Here is a 15,590-nt window from a genome sequence, read left to right on the forward strand (position 1 = left end):
GTTCAGCGGGCGGGCATCATGCCTTCGACCGCTTCGATCGCCGCCGTGACGGCCTGCTCGCGGTCGAGCGCCGAGGTGTCGAGCACGAGAGCGTCGGGCGCGACGATCAGCGGCGCATCCTTGCGGCCGGTGTCGCGCGCGTCGCGCCGGTGGAGCTGCGCGACGATTTCGTCGAGCGGGACGTCGCTGCCGTTTCCGCGCATCTCCTTCCACCGGCGTTCGGCGCGTGCCTCGACGCTCGCGGTGACGAACAGCTTCACCTCCGCTTCCGGTGCGATCACAGTGCCGATATCGCGCCCGTCGAGCACCGCGCCGCCTGCCTGCGTGGCGAAGCTGCGCTGCCGCTCGAACAGCGCCTGCCGCACGACAGGGTGGATCGAGACGCGGCTGGCGAGCCCGCCCGTTTCCTCGCTGCGGAGGTGCGGATCGGCCAGCAGGCTTTCGGGAAAGCTGGTCGCGGCGAGCGCGTCGGCCGGATCGTCGGGATCGCCGCCATCCAGGAATACCTGCCGCCCCACCGCGCGATAGAGCAGCCCGGTATCGAGATGCGGCAGCCCGTAATGCGCGGCGAGCGCCTTGGCGATCGTTCCCTTGCCGCTGGCGGTCGGTCCATCGACGGCGATAATCATTCGGCAGCCTTTCGCATCCGCAGGGCTTTCGCCAGTCCGTAGATCGCAATTGCGGCCCAGAAGCCTTCGAGTACGAGGCTGGGCCAGTTGGTGTGGACCAGCAGCGATACCGTCAGCAGCGCCGCGCCCGCGAGGTTCGTGCCGTGGAGCACGAAGGGGTTCGGCGCGGCGTGGAACGTCAGGTAGGCATAGGCCGCGATGATGCAGGCCATGCCGACGAACCCGACGAGGGTGGCCAAGTCGAAGCCGGCGGTCATCGCGCGGCGCTTTCGAGCAGGGCTTCGAAATCGGGAAAGCTGGTGGCGATCGGGCGGGTGTCGTCGATTGCCACGCCGCCGCTGCTGGCGAGCCCGGCCACGGCCATCGCCATTGCGATGCGGTGGTCGAGATGGGTGACGATCGGCGATCCGTCGCCGGTGCCGGACAGCGGCGCACCGCCGGTGCCCTCTATCACGAGACCGTCCGCCGTTTCCTCGACCCGCGCGCCCGCCGCAGCGAGCGCGGCGGCCATCGCGGCGAGGCGGTCCGATTCCTTGACGCGCAGTTCTTCCAGGCCGCTGGTCCGCGTGGTGCCCTGCGCCAGCGCGGCGGCGACGAACAGCACCGGGAATTCGTCGATCATGCTCGGCGCGATCGCGGGGTCGACGTCGATGCCGGTCAGCGGCGCGTGGCGCACGCGCAGGTCCGCCACCGGTTCGCCGCCGACCTCGCGCGCATCCAGTTCCTCGATGCTCGCGCCCATCTGGCGCAGCACCAAAACCAGCCCGGCGCGGGTGGGGTTGAGGCCGACGTTCTCGATCACGAGGTCGCTGCCCTCGACCACGCTCGCGGCGACGAGGAAGAATGCGGCGGATGAGGGATCGCCCGGCACCTCGATGGTCTGCGGGCGAAGATCGGCCTCGCCGCGAATGCGGATCGCCCGCTCGCCGCCCGTTTCCTCGATTTCCAGTTCCGCCCCGAAACCGCGCAGCATCCGTTCCGAATGGTCGCGCGTCGGCACCGGCTCGATCACCGTGGTGATACCGGGCGTGTTGAGCCCGGCGAGCAGCACCGCGCTCTTCACCTGGGCGCTGGCGACCGGAAGGCGGTATTCTATCGGCACCGCGGGGCACAGCCCCTCCATCATCAGCGGCAGCGTGCCGCCGGGGCTGGACGTGAAGCTCGCGCCCATTCGCGAGAGCGGCTCGATCACCCGTCCCATCGGGCGTTTCGAGAGGCTGGCGTCGCCGGTGAACGCGGCGGTGATGCCGTGGCTGGCGACGAGGCCCATCAGCAGCCGCGTCGAGGTGCCCGAATTGCCCATGTCGAGCGCCTGCGCGGGCTGGAGCAGACCGCCGACGCCCACACCGTCGATGTGCCAGGTATCGCCGCGCTTCTCGACTTGTGCGCCCATCGCGCGCATGGCCGCGGCGGTGGCGAGCACATCCTCACCCTCCAGCAGCCCCGTCGCGCGCGTCTCGCCCACCGCCAGCGCGCCGAGCATCAGCGCGCGGTGGCTGATCGACTTGTCGCCCGGCACGCGGATTCGCGCGCGCAGAGGGCCTGACGGCATGAAGCGGCGCTGGCGGGCGGGTTGGGGCAAGGCGATCCTCGGGAAGGGCGGGTGGGGAACGGTCGCGGCTTTTGACAGCGGCATTGCCCTATGGCAAGGCGCGCGCCGCATGCGGTGCGCTCTTGATTCAGGCGGCGTCCGCACCCATCACGTTTCACGGATATTCAGCCCTGCCATGCCGGCGGGCAGCGTAAGGATTGACAATGGCCAAGCCAGAATGGGGCACCAAGCGCATGTGCCCGAAATGCGGTGAGCGCTTCTACGACCTGGGCAAGGACGACCCGGTAACCTGCATCGAATGCGGTGAGGAATGGACGCCCGAGCCGGTGCTCAAGACCAAGCAGCCGATTCCGCTCGAGGAAGAGGAAAAGAAGGACAAGAAGGCCGATAGCGATCTGGCCGACGACGATCTGGAGGACATGGACGTCGACGAAGACGACGATTCGCCCGACAACGAGGTGGATCTCGGCGGCGACGACGATCTCGGCGTGTCCAAGGGCAAGGGCGACGAGGACGAGGACGACAGTTAAATCTGTCCTTGCAAAGCGGGGCCGCGCTGGTAAAGGGCGGCCCTCCCGCTTCCGGGCGGGTTCGGCGTATTCCCCGCGATGCGTCGATTGAATGGATGGTACGGGGCCTTAGCTCAGCTGGGAGAGCGCCTGCATGGCATGCAGGAGGTCAGCGGTTCGATCCCGCTAGGCTCCACCAATCCGCCGCCTTTTGCCCCATACCGGGCTGCAAGTGGCGGTGTCGTGCGCTTCCGGTGCTCACGACCTGTATGGTCGCTGCGCGCCGGTTCTCCGACACCACCACTTTCGCTTCCGGTCTGGGCCAAAATCCGGCAGATTGGATTTTAGATTAAGTCGATCTGACCGATCGCACGCTGGCTGACGAGGTTTCGTCCGCCGGCGTTTTTCGCGTTTGGCCTGTGGTGGCCAGTTTGGAGTAGGCGATGTTCGACAATCTGTCCGACCGGCTCGGCAACGTGTTCGACCGCCTGCGCGGGCGCGGGGCGCTCAGTGAACAGGATGTGCGCGAGGCGATGCGCGAGGTGCGCGTCGCGCTGCTCGAGGCCGATGTCGCGCTGCCGGTGGTGCGCCGCTTCATCGACACCGTCACCGAACGGGCGATCGGTGCCGAAGTGCTGCGCTCGGTCACACCGGGCCAGCAGGTCGTCAAGATCGTCAACGACGAACTGGTCGCGATGCTCGGCGGCGAGGATGTCAAAGGGCTGAAGCTCGAGGCGAAGCCGCCCGTCGTCATCATGATGGTCGGCCTGCAGGGCTCGGGCAAGACCACCACGACCGCCAAGCTCGCCCGCCTGCTGAAGGAACGGCACGGCAAAAAGGCGCTGATGGCTTCGCTCGACGTCAACCGTCCGGCCGCGCAGGAACAGCTCGCGGTTCTGGGCGAGCAGGTCAGCGTCGCCACGCTGCCGATCGTCGCCGGCCAGCAGCCGGTCGATATCGCGCGCCGGGCGATGGAATCGGCGCGGTTGCAGGCGGCCGACGTGCTGCTGCTCGACACCGCGGGCCGGCTCCACGTCGATGAAGCGCTGATGGCCGAGATGAAGGCCGTCGCGGGCATCTCCGCGCCGACCGAAGTGCTGCTGGTGGTCGACAGCCTGACCGGGCAGGACGCGGTCAACGTCGCCAAGAGCTTTACCGAGGAAGTGCCGCTCACCGGCGTCGTGCTGACGCGGATGGACGGCGATGCGCGCGGCGGCGCGGCGCTCTCGATGCGCCACGTCACCGGCAAGCCGATCAAGTTCGCGGGCACGGGCGAGAAGCTCGACGCGATCGAGGCGTTCGATCCCAAGCGCGTCGCGGGCCGCATCCTCGGCATGGGCGACGTCGTCAGCCTGGTTGAAAAGGCCGCGGCGACGATCAAGGAGGAAGAGGCCGAAGCGCTCGCCAAGCGCATGGCCAAGGGGCAGTTCGATTTGAACGACCTGCGCACCCAGTTGCGCCAGATGCAGAACATGGGCGGGCTCGGCATGCTCGCCGGGATGCTGCCGGGCATGAAGAAGGCCAAGGCCGCGATGGCGCAGGGCGGGGTGGACGACAAGGTGTTGGTCCACATGGATGCGATCATCGGCTCGATGACCGCCAAGGAACGCACCAACCCCGCGCTGCTCAACGCCAAGCGCAAGAAGCGCGTCGCGGCGGGCTCGGGCCTGCAGGTGCAGGACGTGAACAAACTGCTCAAGATGCATCAGGAAATGAGCCGCGCGATGAAGCAGATCAAGAAGATGGGCGGGCTGAAGGGCCTTGGCGCGCTGTTCGGTCAGGGCGGCATGGGCGCGGCAATGCCCGGCCTCGGTGGCCCCGGCGGTGGCATGCCCCCCGGCCTTCCCGGATTGCCCGGTTCGAAGAAATAGATTTTGGTTCAGATAGTTAAGTTGGAAAGGTAACGTACAATGGCAATTGCACTCCGTCTCTCGCGCGGTGGCGCGAAGAAGCGCCCCTATTACCGCATCGTCGCGGCCGACAGCCGCAAGCCGCGCGACGGCAAGTATCTCGAGCAGATCGGTACCTACAACCCGCTGCTCGCCAAGGATGACGACAAGCGCATCCAGTTGAACGAGGATCGCGCGCGCTACTGGCTCGGCGTCGGCGCCCAGCCGAGCGACCGCGTCGCCCGCTTCCTCGACGCCGCGGGCATCCGCGAGCGCGCCGCGCGCAACAACCCGAACAAGGCCGAGCCGGGCGAGAAGGCCAAGGAGCGCGTCGAGGAGAAGGCCGCCAAGGCTGCCGAGGCCGAAGAAGCCAAGAAGGCCGCCGAGGAAGAGGCGAAGGCCGCTGCCGAAGCTCCCGCTGAAGAGGCTCCGGCCGAAGAGACTGCCGCCGAGGAAGCTCCGGCGGAAGACGCTCCGGCCGAAGAAGCCGCCGAAGAAAAGTCGGAAGGCTAAGCCGCTCCGATGCAGGACAGGCCCGTCACGCTCGCCGCCGTCATCGGCGCGCATGGCGTGGCGGGCGAAGTCCGCCTTAAGCTGCTGGGCGACGGGCTGGACACGCTCAAGGGCCACAAGGCCTTCAACGACGGCGCGCTGACGCTGTCGAAAGTGCGCAGCGACAACAAGGGCGGCGCGATCGCCCGCTTCGCCGAAGTGCCCGACCGCACCGCCGCCGAGCGCCTGCGCGGCACCGCGCTCACCGTCCCGCGCACGGCGCTGCCCCCGCTGGCGGAGGGCGAATACTACCACGCGGACCTGCTCGGCCTGCCTGCGATCAGCGACACGGGCGATCCGGTCGGCACGGTCGTCGCGGTCGAGAACTACGGCGCGACCGACCTGATCGAGATCGAGAAGCCCGACAGCAAGCGGTTCATGGCGCCGCTGACCGCCGATGCCGTGCCCGAATGGAATGCCGAGCGGCTGGTGATTGCGTCGGCCTTCGTCCAGTAGTATATACATCACGTATATACGGAGGCCGCGATGGGCAAGGAACTGACCGCCAAGAGCTTCAAGTCGGGCAATTCGGTGGCCTTGCGCCTGCCGGCCGCGCTGGGGATAAAGGCTGGCGGCGAGTGGATCGTCAGCAATGAAGACGGCGATCTTCATTTGCGCCGAAAGCCGGAATCACCTGAGCGGATCGACGTCAGCGGCTTTGCGGGTAAGGCGCCAGGCATCAGGCTGGTGCCGCGCGAGGACTTCGAAGAGCGGCCTAGCGCGATTGCGGCGCGCAAGGCAGGTGGAGGGGCTTGATACGCTATCTAATGGATGCTGACGCGGTGGTCTATTCCATGGATCCCGAGCGGCATGAAAATCTGACGGAGCGGATCGGCCAATGCCGCCCTGGCGAGATTGCCATATCGTCGATAACTCTTGCCGAGGTGGTCCTTGGAACCATGGCGGGCAAGCCTCCACCAGAGCATGTGCTGGAAGCATTCATCGCAGAGATTGCGGTGTTGCCGTTTGACGAGGCAGCGGCGCGTACTTATGCGACACTACCTTTCAAGCGCGCACGGTTCGATCGGCTGCTTGCAGCGCACGCGCTCAGTATCGGGGCGATCGTCGTTACCAACAATGTGGACGATTTCGCCGACGTGCCGGGCCTCGCGCTCGAGAACTGGAGCCTGCCGCTTTAGCTTCGCTACTCTTGCCATCGCGGACCCGGCTGGCGCATGGGCGCGGGCATGACCTTCGCCGCCACGATCCTGACGCTTTATCCCGAGATGTTTCCCGGGCCGCTCGGCGTTTCGCTCGCCGGGCGCGCGCTGGAGCGGGAGGACTGGGTTTGCGACGCGGTGCAGATCCGTGACTTCGCGACCGACAGGCATCGCACGGTGGACGATACGCCGGCGGGCGGCGGGGCGGGCATGGTGCTCAAGCCCGATGTGCTGGCGGCGGCGCTCGATAGCGTGGAGGGTGGGCGCCCCGTCCTCGCCATGACGCCGCGCGGCAGGCCGATCGATCAGGCGCGCATTCGCGAGCTTGCCGAAGGCCCCGGCGTGGTCATCCTGTGCGGCCGCTTCGAAGGGTTCGACGAGCGCCTGTTCGAGGCGCGGCCGCAGATCGAACAGGTCAGCCTGGGCGACGTCGTCCTCTCGGGCGGAGAGCCTGCCGCGCTGGCGATTCTCGACGCTTGCATTCGCCTGCTTCCCGGCGTAATGGGCGCGCCTTCGAGCGGGGCCGAGGAATCCTTCGAGGAAGGGCTTCTCGAATATCCGCAATATACCCGACCTCAGGAATGGGAAGGGCGCACGATCCCTGAAGTGCTGCGATCGGGGGATCATGCGAAGATCGCGGCGTGGCGCAAGGCACGCAGCGAAGACGACACACGGTTACGCAGGCCGGACCTTTGGGAGCGCTACAGTGGCGCTCGGGACCAGTCTGCCTCTGGCGCGCGGCGAAACGAAGAAGGATAGGTTCGATGAACCTGATTCAGCAGCTCGAGGCCGAAGCCATCGAGAACCTGGGCAAGGACGTGCCCGATTTCCGCGCCGGCGACACCGTGCGCGTCGGCGTGAAGGTCGTCGAAGGCACGCGCGAGCGTGTGCAGAACTTCGAAGGCGTCGTGATCGCCCGGTCGAACCGCGGCATGGGATCGAACTTCACCGTGCGCAAGATGAGCTTCGGCGAAGGCGTGGAGCGCGTTTTCCCGCTCTATTCGCCGATCGTGGACAGCATCACCGTGGTCCGCCGCGGCGTGGTGCGCCGGGCGAAGCTCTACTACCTGCGCGGCCGCACCGGCAAGCGCGCCCGCATCGCCGAGCGCCGCGAGAACGTGGCGAAGTAAGGCTCCGGCCTTTCCCAGCCACAACGATATTCGAAAGGGCGTCCCGGTTTCGGCTGGGGCGCCCTTTCCTTTTGGGGCCATGCGCGCCATCACGCGGGCGATACAGATCCGGGGAGAATCCATTTGCGCCTGTTCACCTATGCCGCCGCCATCGCGCTGGTCCCGATGGTGTGCGCGATGCCCGCCGTCGCGCAGGATGTCGGCGCTTCGCAAACGCAAGGAGAGAACGCCGCGATGACCGGTAAATTGACGTTCGAGCGCGTGTTCGCGAGCCCGAACCTCGACGGGCCGAGCCCGCGCGAGGCGAAGCTCTCGCCCGATGGCCGCTATCTCACGCTGCTGCGCAACCGCGCGGACGACCGGGAGCGTTACGACCTGTGGGGCTACGACCGCGAGAGCGGGGAATGGTCGATGCTGGTCGACAGCGAGAAGCTGGGCTCGGGCCGCGAACTGTCCGAGGCGGAGAAGATGCAGCGGGAGCGTGCCCGCGTCGGCAGCCTCAAGGGTATCATCGACTATCAGTGGGCGCACGACGGATCGGGCATTCTCGTGCCGCTCGAAGGCGATCTGTACCTCGCGCGGCTGGGCGGCGAGGCCGTGCGGCTGACCGATACCGAGGCGGGCGAACTGAACCCGGCGCTGAGCGAGACGGGCGAGTACGTGTCGTTCGTGCGCGACCGGCGGCTGTGGGTCGCCCCGGTGGGCGGGGAAGCGCGGCCGGTCACGCCCGAGGAAGCCGGCGAGGAGGTGCATTGGGGCGGAGCGGAGTTCGTCGCGCAGGAGGAAATGGGCCGGATGACCGGCTATTGGTGGAGCCCTGAGGATCGCCGCATCGCGGTCGCGCGGTTCGACGAAAGCGGCGTCGGCGTGGTCACCCGCGCGGCGATCGGCGCGACGGGCACGCGGGTGTTCGACCAGCGCTATCCCGTGGCGGGCAGTCCGAACGCCGTGGTCCAGCTCTACGTGATGGACCCCGATGGGCAGAACCGCGTCGCGATCGATCTGGGGCAGGAAACCGACATCTATATTCCGCGCGTAGACTGGGCGCCCGACGGCAGCGCGCTCTACGTTCAGCGGCAGAACCGCGAACAGACCCGGCTCGACATGCTCAAGGTCGATCCCGCGACCGGCGAGAGCGAGGTGCTGTTCACCGAGAAGGCAGCGGTCGACGATTACTGGATCAACCTCGGCGACGATTACCGCTTCCTCGACGACGGCAGCCTGATCTGGTGGTCGGAGCGCGACGGGTTCGGCCACCTTTATCGCTTCGCGGACGGCGAATGGACGCAGCTGACCCAAGGCGAATGGGTCGTCACCAAGCTGGTCGGCGTCGATCAGACGGCGGGCCGGGTCTATTTCCAGGGCACGAAGGACGATGTGCTGGCCCAGCAGGTCTATGCCTTCGATCTCGCCGATCCCGGCACCATCGAGCGCCTGACCGATCCGGCCTACGCCAATTCGGCGAGCATGGACGACAAGGCGCAGACGCTGCTCGTCTCCCGCTCGAGCCCGCAGCAGCCCGCGCAAAGCTATCTCGCGGACACCTCGGGCGAACGGCTGGCGTGGATCGAGGAGAACGCCGTCGCGGGCGATCATCCCTACGCGCCGTTCCTCGCCAGCCATCGCCTGCCCGAATACGGCACGATCCCGGCCGAGGACGGCACGCCGCTGCACTACCGCATCCTCACGCCCGAGATGGAGCCGGGCAAGCGCTACCCCGTCTATTTCTCGCACTACGGCGGCCCGCACGCGCAGGTCGTGAGCAAGGGCTGGGGCGGGGCGCTGGAACAGGCGATCGTCGACAAGGGCTACATCGTCTTTGCGATCGACAACCGCGGCTCGGCCAACCGCGGGGTCGCGTTCGAACAGCCGATCTACCGCGCGATGGGCGGCGTCGAGGTGCGCGACCAGAAGGCGGGCGCCGAATTCCTCAAGACGCTGCCATATGTCGATCCCGACAAGATCGCGATCGATGGCTGGTCCTACGGCGGTTACATGACACTGAAGCAATTGCAGGCCGATCCGGGCCTCTACGCGGCCGGCATCTCCGGAGCGCCGGTGACGAAGTGGGAGCTTTACGACACCCACTACACCGAACGCTACATGGGCACGCCGCAGGCCGACGCAGAAGCCTACGAGGCCGCATCGGCGATCCCCGATGCCACCGCGATCAGCGATCCGATGCTGATCATCCATGGCATGGCGGACGACAACGTGGTGTTCGAAAACGCGACCGCGGTCATCGCCGCGATGCAGGAAGGCAATGTCCCGTTCGAGATGATGCTTTACCCCGGCTACACGCACCGCGTGTCGGGGGAGAACATCAGCCCGCACCGTTACAACACGGTGTTTGACTTCCTCGAGCGCCACGGGGTGACACCGCCCGAATGAGCGCCCCGAATGAACGCGCCGGCCAGCAGCAAAGGCTCTCTCGGCCTCGCCGCGGTCTACGCCTATACTTTCGGCGCCTATGTCGGCCATGCCGTGGGTGGGCCGGACTGGCTGCCACCAGCGATGGCGGCATTCGCGATACTTGCGATGACCGCGATCAACCTCAGGGGTGCGGGCCAGGCGGCGGGGATCGAGATCGCCATCGTCGCGATCAAGCTGGCGATACTCGGCGGGCTTGCCGCGTTCGGCCTGTCGCAGTTCGATGCGGCGAAGCTGGAGATCGCGGCGCAGCCCGGGCTGGCCGGCGTGGTCGTCGGCGCGGCGAGCGTATTCATGGCCTACGAAGGCTTCGAACTGGTTGCCTACGATTACGACGAGATGCGCGACCGCAGGCGGATAATGGGCCGCATCATGCCGCTGGCGATCGGCAGCGCGGCCGTGATCTACGTATTGATCGCGCTGGCGGTGCCGATGCTGACCGGGACGCAGGCGCTCATCGAGAACGGGGAGGTCGCGCTTTCGCAGGCGGGGCAGGCCGCGCTCGGAACGCCGGGACTGGTTCTCGTGACGATCGCCGCTGCACTTTCGACCGCAAGCGCGATCAACGCCACGCTGTTCTCATCGGCGCGGCTTGCCCGCGAGGTCGCCGAGGATGGTGCGCTCCCCGCCCGCATCGGGCGGCGCAACAGCCACGGATCGCCGCAATGGGCGGTGCTGGCGCTCGCGGCGCTGGCCCTTGCGCTTGCAGTGTTGGGCGGGCTCGACGGGCTCGTCAGCGGTGCCAGCGTCGTATTCCTGCTGGTGTTTGGAACGCTGAACGTGCTGGCGGTGTACGAAAACGTCGGCAGCCGCTGGGTCACGCTGCCGGGCACGATCGGGGCATTCGGCGCGCTGACGGTATTGCTCGCGCATTTCGCCGGTCTCGTCTGAGCTTTAGCGCGCGCAATTCAAAGTGCGCTTGCGGGTGCGTGTGCAATCGCTATCTCGGCGGCGCAGACAGTGATGGAGACGTGAATTGGGTTATCGGGTGGCGATCGTCGGGGCGACCGGGAATGTCGGGCGCGAGATGATGCAGATCCTCGCCGAGCGCGAGTTTCCGTGCGACGAAGTCGCGGCGGTGGCCAGCGGGCGCTCGACCGGGACCGAGGTCGAGTTCGGCGACACCGGCAAGATGCTCAAGTGCAAGAACATCGAGCATTTCGATTTCGCCGGATGGGACATCGCGCTGTTCGCCGCGGGCAGCGGCCCGGCGAAGGACTATGCGCCCAAGGCCGCGGCGGCCGGCTGCGTGGTGATCGACAATTCCTCGCTCTACCGGATGGAGCCCGACGTTCCGCTCATCGTGCCCGAGGTGAACCCCGACGCGATCGACGGCTATACCGCGCGCAATATCATCGCCAATCCCAATTGCTCGACCGCGCAGCTGGTGGTGGCGCTTAAGCCGCTGCACGACGCGGCGACGATCAAGCGCGTCGTGGTCAGCACCTACCAGTCGGTTTCGGGCGCCGGCAAGGCCGGGATGGACGAGCTGTTCGAGCAGAGCCGCGCGATTTTCGTCGGCGATCCGCTGGAGCCGAAGAAATTCACCAAGCAGATCGCCTTCAACGTCATCCCGCACATCGACGTCTTCCTCGACGACGGATCGACCAAGGAAGAGTGGAAGATGGTGGTCGAGACCAAGAAGATCCTCGATCCCAAGATCAAGCTCAACGCCACGTGCGTGCGCGTGCCGGTGTTCGTCGGCCATTCCGAAGCGGTGAACATCGAGTTCGAGAGCGAGCTGTCGGCCGAAGCCGCGATGGAAATCCTGCGCGAAGCGCCGGGCGTGATGCTCGTCGACAAGCGCGAAGACGGCGGATACGTCACCCCGGTGGAAAGCGCGGGCGACGGCGCGACCTACGTCAGCCGCGTGCGCGACGATCCGACCGTGGAGAACGGGATCACCCTGTGGTGCGTGTCCGACAATCTGCGCAAGGGCGCGGCGCTCAACGCCGTGCAGATCGCCGAACTGCTGGGGCGGCGGCACCTCAAGAAGGGGTAAGCGTTGCAGGTGGCATGAACGCCGCCTCAACCGCCTCGCTCGCCGCAGCGATACTCGCGCTGGCCGCATGCCAGCAACCGTCCGCTCCCGTTGCGGAAGACGACGCGCCCGTCACCCCCGCTGCCACGGCCTCGCCGTCGCCCGAGGAAGCGAAGGAGGTCACGCTCGCACCGGACGGGATCGCCCTCGTCAACGCGGTGGAAGGCCGGGGAACGGCGACAGAGCTTTCCTTCGGAATGCCGCGCGAGAACGTCCTCGCGGCGATGGCGGTTGATTTCGGCGCGCCGGAAGCCAGCAGCAACGAGGAATGCGGCGCGGGCCCCATGGAGTTCGCCGGATTCGGCGCGCTCCAACTCAATTTCCTCGATGGCAAGCTGGCCGGATGGCTGGCCGAGCCTGCGGCCAATCTCGTCACGGCGGATGGCACGCGGCCCGGGGCGCCGCTGTCGGATCTGCAAGCGAGACACGCGGTCGAGATGGCCGACAGCACGCTGGAAGGCGAGTTCGGCTACGAGACGCCAGACGGCGGAACGATCGGCGGCTTCGTCGATCGCGAAGGCCGTATCACGGCGCTCAACGCCGGAGTGAACTGCTTTTTTCGCTGAGCGGAACAGTCAGTGCGCGGCGGCATCCGCGGCGGATGCGCTGCCGGGGCGGCCCGGCTTCATCAGGAACGCGAAGGGTACGGCGGCGAGCGCCATCCACATCATCAGCCAGTAGTCGTTGAGGTAACCGATCATCGCGGCCTGACGGTTGACCTCTGCATCGAGCGCGGCGAGGCCCGCCTGGCCGAGCGACTGGAAGCGGTCGACCGTCGAGAGGTCGAGTGCCGATACGCTTTCGGCAGTGATCCGCGCGCCCAGTTCCTCGTGATTGATCTGTACGTTGTTCGCCAGCAGGATCGTCGTCACCGAAATGCCGACCGACGCGCCGAGCGAGCGCACTAGGTTGAGCAGGCTCGATCCGTCGGTGCGCAGGCGCGGGGGCAGGGTGGAGAACGCGGTGACGTTGAGCGGGATGAACACCAGCCCCATGCCCAGCCCCTGGATCAGCCCGGACATGATGAAGTGAAACGAGTCCGTCTCCAGCGACCAGTGCGCCATCTGCCACTGGGAGAGCGCGCAGATCGCGAAGCCGCTCGCGACCACGAACCGCGCGTCGAAACCCTTGCGGATCAGCAGGCCGGACAGCTGCATCGATATCAACACGCCCACACCGCGCGGCATCAGCACGATCCCGGTGTCGATCACGCCGTAGCCGAAGAGGCCCTGTAGCATCGGCGGCAGCAGCGCCATGTTGGCGAACATGACCACGCCGATGACGAACATGAACGACAGCGCGAGGCTGAAATTGCGGTCGGCGAACATGGCGGCGTCGAACAGCGGGTTCTTCGCACTGGCGATGTGGATCACCGCGATCCATGCCGCGCTGGCGGCGAGGAAGGTGTAGAGCCAGATCTCGCCCGATGCGAACCAGTCGAGATGCGCGCCGCGATCGAGCAGGAGCTGGAACGAGGCGAGCGCGAGGCCGAGGATGACGAAGCCGAACACGTCGAAACGGCGCTTCATTCCGTCGCGGTGCGGCAGTTCCGCCATCAACACCGCCAGTGCGAGAATCCCGACCGGCAGGTTGACGTAGAACACCCAGCGCCAATCCGCGCTCTCGGTCAGCCAGCCGCCGAGGATCGGACCGAGGATCGGGCCGATCATGATGCCCATGCCCCAAATCGCCATCACCTGCGCGTGGCGGCTGGGGCGCGAGGTATCGAGCATGAAGCTCTGGCTCAGCGGCGGAATGAACGCGCCCGCGACGCCCTGCAGCGCGCGGAACAGCACCATTTCTTCCAGGTTCTGCGCCATCCCGCACAGCATCGAGGCGAGGATAAATCCGGCGACCGAGGCGATGAACAGCCGCCGCCCCCCCACTTTGTCCGCCAGCCAGCCGGTGATCGGCATGGCGACAGCGGAGGCGACGATATAGCTCGTCAGCACCCAGGTGATGCTTTCGGACGTCGCGCCCAGCGCGCTCTGCATGTGGGGGATCGCGACGTTGGCGATCGTCGTGTCGAGCACCTGCAGCAGCGAGGCGGCCATGATCCCTACCAGCAGCAATCCCTGATTGCGTGCGTGGAGCTGCGGCGCGTCCTCCGGCGGCACGCCGGCTTCGGCGGGAAGGGCGGCCGAAGCCACGGGGTTACTCGCGGCCGTCGGTGAAGACGGTGACGTCGGTCGAGAGCCCGGCGATCAGCTGGCGCGGGCTCTTGCCTTCGATCGCGATGCGCACCGGCACGCGCTGGGTCACCTTGACCCAGTTGCCGGTCGCGTTCTGCGCGGGAAGGACGGAGAACTCCGAACCCGTGCCCGCGCCGATCGAAGCGACGCGCCCCTTCAGAACGACATCGGGATAGGCGTCAACGTGTACCTCGGCCGGCTGGCCGACGCGCATGTCGGCCAGGTCGGTCTCCTTGAAATTCGCCTCCACGTAAGAGGTCGTCCCGCGCACGATGGTGACGACCGGGAGGCCCTGCACGATCTGCTGCCCGGGCTGGAGCCGGTCCGCCTGCGACACGATGCCGGCCACCGGAGCGCGCACTTCCGTGCGGCGCAAGTTGAGTTGCGCGGTCGCGCGCTGCGCTTCGCCCGCGGCGACCTGCGGGTTCACGCCCGGCACCGCGGAGCCTTGCGCAAGCTTGGCCGAGGCTTCGGCCTGGCGCGCCTGCGCCAGCCGCAGTTCGTCGCGAGCCTGCTGGACGGCATGCCGGGAGGCGTCGTGCTCGGTCTTGGTGAGGAAGCCTTTTTCGAACAGCGCATCCTTGCGGGCGAAATTTGCCTGCGCAAACGCGATATCCTCGCGCGCGGCGGCGATCGAAGCGCCGGAGAGATCGGAGGAATTGCTCAGCGCCGTCACGTTGGCCTGCGCTTCGGCGATCGCCGCGTTCGCCTGGGCGATTTCGAGCCGATAGGGCTCGGGATCGATGCGGAACAGCAATTGGCCGGGAGACACCGTCTCGCCGTCTTTCACCGCGATCTCGACGATCTCTCCGCCGACCTGCGTCGAAACGGACACCCGGTCCTGCTGGATATAGGCGTTGTCGGTCGAAACCTTGCCCTGCAGGCTCCACCAGTAAATCCCGCCGCCGATCAGCAGCAGGACGGGGAGCGCGATCATCAGCGCGAGCCGACCCCAGCGGCGGCGCGGCTTCGCTTCGGGCGCGGCCGGTTCCTCGTGGATCTGCTCGTCGAGCGGCGCTCGTGCGGCGGCCTCTGGCGGGGTGGCGGGATCGGCGTCAGCCATTTGCGGCAAGCTCCTTGGGCGGGGCCGAGAGGTTGGTGGAGATGCGCTCGAGCATCTTCGTGAAGGCGGCGGTTTCGGCGGCGTCGAAGCCGTCGAGAAGGGTTTCGATCAACTCGTCGAGCGCGGCACGAATGCGGGCGATCTCGCCGCTGCTGCGCTTGGTGAGATGCAGCAGTCGCGCACGCCGGTCGTCGGGATCCGGATGGCGCTCGACCAGTCCGGCCTCTTCCATGCGATCGACCATACGGCACAGCGTAATCGGCTCGATCTCGAGGAGATCGGCGTAGAACACCTGATTCCGGCGCGGATGGCGCTCGAGATTGAGCAGCAAGCGCGCCTGGGGCGAGGTGACGCCCAGCTCGCGCACGCGCTCGTCGAAGGAACGGCGCAGCAGGCGTCCGGCATCCGACAGCAGATATCCGGTGTTCTTGTCCATGCGTGGG

18 protein-coding genes and 1 tRNA gene are annotated in these 15,590 nt (G+C 67.1%); 13 read left to right on the top strand and 6 right to left on the bottom strand.

All coding sequences use genetic code 11. The features are described 5' to 3' along the window. Window positions 1–2: 2 nt before the first annotated feature. Genes ACE3QC_RS01595 through aroA form a run of 3 tightly spaced genes read right to left on the bottom strand, consistent with a single transcriptional unit; the run spans window position 3 to window position 2,181 of the window. Window positions 3–629 (bottom strand): d(CMP) kinase, encoded by a 627-nt coding sequence (locus ACE3QC_RS01595; RefSeq protein ID WP_374405347.1) that lies wholly within the window; start codon window positions 627–629, stop codon window positions 3–5. Beyond that, on the bottom strand, window positions 626–886 hold the full coding sequence (locus tag ACE3QC_RS01600) for a permease (protein ID WP_374405348.1): 261 nt from the start codon (window positions 884–886) through the stop codon (window positions 626–628). Before ACE3QC_RS01600 ends, ACE3QC_RS01595 begins: the two co-directional genes overlap by 4 nt. Then, window positions 883–2,181, bottom strand: a complete 1,299-nt coding sequence (gene aroA / locus ACE3QC_RS01605; protein ID WP_374405349.1) for a 3-phosphoshikimate 1-carboxyvinyltransferase — start codon at window positions 2,179–2,181, stop codon at window positions 883–885. Before aroA ends, ACE3QC_RS01600 begins: the two co-directional genes overlap by 4 nt. Before the next feature lie 203 nt (window positions 2,182–2,384). Here aroA and ACE3QC_RS01610 point away from each other — a divergent pair, with 203 nt between their 5' ends. The 13 genes from ACE3QC_RS01610 (at window position 2,385) to ACE3QC_RS01670 (ending at window position 12,458) form a co-directional block, all read left to right on the top strand. Beyond that, window positions 2,385–2,711 (top strand): TIGR02300 family protein, encoded by a 327-nt coding sequence (locus ACE3QC_RS01610; protein WP_374405350.1) that lies wholly within the window; start codon window positions 2,385–2,387, stop codon window positions 2,709–2,711. A 102-nt stretch (window positions 2,712–2,813) separates the two neighbouring features. Continuing rightward, a tRNA-Ala gene (locus tag ACE3QC_RS01615) sits at window positions 2,814–2,889 on the top strand. Window positions 2,890–3,133: 244 nt separating this feature from the next. Further along, window positions 3,134–4,561: a signal recognition particle protein gene (ffh, locus tag ACE3QC_RS01620; protein WP_374405351.1), complete on the top strand. Its 1,428-nt coding sequence runs from the start codon at window positions 3,134–3,136 to the stop codon at window positions 4,559–4,561. A 39-nt stretch (window positions 4,562–4,600) separates the two neighbouring features. Then, window positions 4,601–5,092 (top strand): 30S ribosomal protein S16, encoded by a 492-nt coding sequence (gene rpsP, locus ACE3QC_RS01625; protein WP_374405352.1) that lies wholly within the window; start codon window positions 4,601–4,603, stop codon window positions 5,090–5,092. A gap of 9 nt (window positions 5,093–5,101) precedes the next feature. Next, window positions 5,102–5,587 (top strand): ribosome maturation factor RimM, encoded by a 486-nt coding sequence (gene rimM / locus ACE3QC_RS01630; protein WP_374405353.1) that lies wholly within the window; start codon window positions 5,102–5,104, stop codon window positions 5,585–5,587. Window positions 5,588–5,617: 30 nt separating this feature from the next. Further along, the gene (locus ACE3QC_RS01635; RefSeq protein WP_374405354.1) at window positions 5,618–5,887 is read left to right on the top strand and encodes a hypothetical protein; all 270 of its coding nucleotides are present in this window, start codon (window positions 5,618–5,620) and stop codon (window positions 5,885–5,887) included. Window positions 5,888–5,898: 11 nt separating this feature from the next. After that, window positions 5,899–6,270: a type II toxin-antitoxin system VapC family toxin gene (locus ACE3QC_RS01640; RefSeq protein WP_374405355.1), complete on the top strand. Its 372-nt coding sequence runs from the start codon at window positions 5,899–5,901 to the stop codon at window positions 6,268–6,270. A 48-nt stretch (window positions 6,271–6,318) separates the two neighbouring features. After that, complete coding sequence (trmD, locus tag ACE3QC_RS01645) at window positions 6,319–7,050, top strand: tRNA (guanosine(37)-N1)-methyltransferase TrmD (protein ID WP_374405356.1); 732 nt, start codon at window positions 6,319–6,321, stop codon at window positions 7,048–7,050. A gap of 5 nt (window positions 7,051–7,055) precedes the next feature. Continuing rightward, window positions 7,056–7,421 carry a 50S ribosomal protein L19 gene (gene rplS / locus ACE3QC_RS01650; protein ID WP_374405357.1) on the top strand — a complete coding sequence of 122 codons (366 nt, stop codon included), beginning with the start codon at window positions 7,056–7,058 and terminating at the stop codon, window positions 7,419–7,421. 165 nt (window positions 7,422–7,586) lie between these two features. After that, window positions 7,587–9,812 (top strand): DPP IV N-terminal domain-containing protein, encoded by a 2,226-nt coding sequence (locus tag ACE3QC_RS01655; RefSeq protein WP_374406615.1) that lies wholly within the window; start codon window positions 7,587–7,589, stop codon window positions 9,810–9,812. Between the two features lie 9 nt (window positions 9,813–9,821). After that, on the top strand, window positions 9,822–10,742 hold the full coding sequence (locus ACE3QC_RS01660) for an APC family permease (RefSeq protein ID WP_374405359.1): 921 nt from the start codon (window positions 9,822–9,824) through the stop codon (window positions 10,740–10,742). 85 nt (window positions 10,743–10,827) lie between these two features. Next, entirely contained in the window at window positions 10,828–11,853 is a 1,026-nt protein-coding gene (locus tag ACE3QC_RS01665) for an aspartate-semialdehyde dehydrogenase (RefSeq protein WP_374405360.1), read from the top strand. A gap of 14 nt (window positions 11,854–11,867) precedes the next feature. Beyond that, the gene (locus ACE3QC_RS01670) at window positions 11,868–12,458 is read left to right on the top strand and encodes a hypothetical protein (protein WP_374405361.1); all 591 of its coding nucleotides are present in this window, start codon (window positions 11,868–11,870) and stop codon (window positions 12,456–12,458) included. Between the two features lie 9 nt (window positions 12,459–12,467). Here ACE3QC_RS01670 and ACE3QC_RS01675 read toward each other — a convergent pair whose 3' ends face one another. The 3 genes from ACE3QC_RS01675 to ACE3QC_RS01685 are packed head-to-tail and all read right to left on the bottom strand — an operon-like array spanning window position 12,468 to window position 15,583. Continuing rightward, window positions 12,468–14,042 (bottom strand): DHA2 family efflux MFS transporter permease subunit, encoded by a 1,575-nt coding sequence (locus ACE3QC_RS01675; RefSeq protein ID WP_374405362.1) that lies wholly within the window; start codon window positions 14,040–14,042, stop codon window positions 12,468–12,470. Window positions 14,043–14,046: 4 nt separating this feature from the next. Then, window positions 14,047–15,147: an HlyD family secretion protein gene (locus ACE3QC_RS01680; RefSeq protein ID WP_374405363.1), complete on the bottom strand. Its 1,101-nt coding sequence runs from the start codon at window positions 15,145–15,147 to the stop codon at window positions 14,047–14,049. After that, window positions 15,140–15,583: a MarR family winged helix-turn-helix transcriptional regulator gene (locus tag ACE3QC_RS01685; protein ID WP_374405365.1), complete on the bottom strand. Its 444-nt coding sequence runs from the start codon at window positions 15,581–15,583 to the stop codon at window positions 15,140–15,142. Before ACE3QC_RS01685 ends, ACE3QC_RS01680 begins: the two co-directional genes overlap by 8 nt. Window positions 15,584–15,590: the final 7 nt, after the last annotated feature.

This window comes from Pelagerythrobacter sp. (assembly GCF_041912895.1).
GTDB lineage: Bacteria > Pseudomonadota > Alphaproteobacteria > Sphingomonadales > Sphingomonadaceae > Pelagerythrobacter.